Raw genomic sequence first — 3113 nt, 5'->3', positions numbered from 1 at the left:
GGTATATGGTTTTAATATTGATAAGTACTACATGTATTTACCTTTAGTTATGTGCGCTCAGTTTTTTATAAACGCTACTTTCGGTTTTTTAGTAGCGGCAATAATACCGATTTTCCCAGATTTAAAAATAATAGTATCAAATGGATTGAGAGTTGCCTTTTATTTGTCGGGTATACTATATTCAGTAAATGACTTACCAAGTCAATACCATGTTTATTTCGAATATAACCCCATGACTCAAATTGTTACTATGTACAGACAAATACTTATGAATGGAGATCTAAATTTTAATGTATTTAATCTATTGTTGATTCTATTATTGTCAATAATAATGGTTCAGCTTTCAATTACAATAGTAAATAAATTAGATAGTATTTACCCAAGGCTACTGTTACAGAAATGAGGAAATTGATATCAATAATAGATGCCTCCGTAAGTTACAGGTCGGGGCTACCTCTATTTAAACCTAAAAGTCTTAATCATGTACTTAAAGGAATTAGTTTTGATATTTATGAAGGTGATTCTATCGGTATTATTGGTCGCAATGGAGTAGGTAAAAGTACTCTATTGAGCTTACTAAATGGGATTATAAAACCAAATTCAGGATCTGTAATTAATTATGGATACAGTACTACATTGTTATCATTAAATGTTAGCTATGACATTAATGTTAGTGGATATCATAATGCTATCTTAAGCGGAATGATGCTTGGGATTAATAAATCAGAAATGATTCGTCTAATGCCATCCATAATCTCTTATTCAGAGCTAGGTGAATTTATAAACCAGCCAATAAAAAATTACTCTACTGGAATGAAACAACGTTTGGGATTTGCGGTCGCAATAAACATAAATAGCGACATTCTACTAATTGACGAGATTCTTGGTGTTGGTGATGCTAGATTCATGGAAAAATCCAAAGAAACCATGAGGAAAAAATTGACTTCTGGAGATACTGTAGTTTTGGTGTCCCATCATTCACAAACAATAAAATCATTATGTAATAAAGCGATTTGGATTGAAGATGGAAAAATAAATAGATCTGGTGACGCAAAAGAAGTAATAGAAGAGTATGAGAAATTTATAATTAAAGAATTTTCAGAGCATTAGAAAATGGATTTGGATATATGTTCAATATAAAAGCAAGAATCATGTCTTATTTAATGAATTTGGTTACTGGAGAAGAAATTAATGTTAAAAAATTACAAAAAGAGAATAAAGTCGATGCTAATTTTTTAAGTTCAAGTGAAATTGATTTAAAAAATGAAGAGCTACGATATCAGGTTTTTGGCGGAGTAGGTAGTGCTAGGTATGACAAGACAAAAAAAATAATAAAGATTGATGGCTGGTTCGTCCCAAATTTAGGTAATGAAGAAATAAATTTATATACTGAAGATGGTGTACTTATTGGACATGCAGAAAATTCAAAGGTTAGACCTGATGTATATGGTAAATATCCATGGATAGCTCACCCAAGGTGTGGATGGTATTTTCTAAAAAATGGAATAAATCTCAATACTATAGAATCCAGTTACATTATAATAAAAATTTTTGTAGAGAGTAGAATAGTATTTGAGAAGAAAGTTTTAGTTGAATTTGATAGTGTCGATGAGGGTATTAAAAATAACATCGATAATAAATTAAACAAGTTAGGTGAAATAAAAAAAATTGATAGTATCAAAGTATCACTTTTTGGTAAGAGTTATATTGATGTTAAGGTAAGTAATCGAAATGAAATAGAACGGATTTTGACCGATTTGGATATACCAGATATATTTGGTCAGCTAGATTTGGAAATAAACAATGTTAAGTTAGAAAGAAATAATCATTCTTTTTTTAATGATAATAATTTAAGTGAACTATATGAAAAATACGCTAAAATTTTAACAAAAGAACATAATCATAATAGCGAATTTTATCATGATTATCTAAAAGGAAATAAAATAAGATTACTTGAGGATGTGAATTTAATAAAGAAATACTTAACTAAAAAATCAAGATTTTTAGATATAGGTGCAAATCCTCCAATACTATCTCTTTTATTACAAGACTTAATTGGTAATGATATTTTTGTTGTGGACCCGCAGATAAGATTGTTTGCGCAGTGCTTGGAATATAATAATGTGAATTATCTTGATTCAGATATTATTAATGATAGTGTAAATAGTTTTATTGAATTGGGTAAATTTGATTTTGTTTCTTTTTGTGAGGTAATAGAACACCTTCCTGGTAACTTATTAGATGTAATCTCAAAGATTGATTTACTTATCGAAGATGGAGGTTATTTATATCTAACTACTCCCAATATCAATTCTATATCCGGTTGGCTTGGATTATTAAATTATGACTCGGCATTGGCATCAAAATTTAATGAAGGTGTAATGCAGCAATATCAATCTTATAAAAAGTATGGGTATTTTGGACATCTAAGAGAATATACTAAAGCCGAAATAGTGGAAATACTAAATTACTTTAATTACGAACTAGTAGATTATTCAACGCTGCCTGACTATAGGATTAGGTCAGAGGCTTCAGGTTTGCAGAAATTTGCTATCGCTATTGAAAATAAAATCAATGATAAAGGCTTGTTTGCAAAATTTCTTTTTCAAAAAAAAGAGAAAATAAATGAATGATAAATCAGTTGCAATTATAGTTACTAACCCTGATGGAATATACTCTGGTGGACGTTATTTTTCTCTGATGTTAGCTGAGGGTTTTTCTAGTTTAGGATTCACTACTCATTATATTACAGATAGAGTTCCTATCTTCTCTAATGACTTAAGTGCTTTTACATATCATAAAAATATAAAATTTAGATTGGGATTAGATGATAACTCCTTACTTAGCGATATCAAAGTTGATTATACATTTGTCATACCAGGAACGACTAATAAAGATTTTTATGATAATGCTCTAAAGTGTGCATCAATTATGAAATCAAAAATAGCATTGGTAAACTTTGAATCTCCAAATTGGTTTAATAAATATGCAAAACATAAGAAAGATGAAAAAAATTGGGATGGTTGGCTAAAGATTGCTTCCTATGCAAATTTAATATTATCTATTTCAAAAGAAGGAAATGAATACGCTAAGGATTTCTATAAGAATTCACA

4 protein-coding genes are annotated in these 3113 nt (G+C 29.1%); all 4 read left to right on the top strand.

Translation table 11 applies throughout. From position 1 onward, the window contains the following. Positions 1-403, top strand: a 403-nt coding sequence (locus F9817_RS23570) for an ABC transporter permease (RefSeq protein WP_161158646.1), incomplete at its 5' end; no start/stop codon positions are given. Beyond that, complete coding sequence (locus F9817_RS23565; RefSeq protein ID WP_161158645.1) at positions 400-1110, top strand: ABC transporter ATP-binding protein; 711 nt, start codon at positions 400-402, stop codon at positions 1108-1110. The genes F9817_RS23570 and F9817_RS23565, both read left to right, overlap by 4 nt. Before the next feature lie 41 nt (positions 1111-1151). Beyond that, positions 1152-2633, top strand: coding sequence for a class I SAM-dependent methyltransferase (locus F9817_RS23560; protein ID WP_161158644.1), 1482 nt, complete (start codon positions 1152-1154; stop codon positions 2631-2633). Further along, positions 2626-3113: hypothetical protein (locus F9817_RS23555; protein ID WP_161158643.1), on the top strand; the 488-nt coding region annotated here is incomplete at its 3' end. The genes F9817_RS23560 and F9817_RS23555, both read left to right, overlap by 8 nt.

This window comes from Vibrio eleionomae (assembly GCF_009874545.1).
GTDB classification, from domain to species: Bacteria; Pseudomonadota; Gammaproteobacteria; order Enterobacterales; family Vibrionaceae; genus Vibrio; species Vibrio nitrifigilis.
The sequence above is the reverse complement of the archived record's forward strand: the minus strand, read 5'-3'. Positions and strand labels throughout refer to the sequence as shown.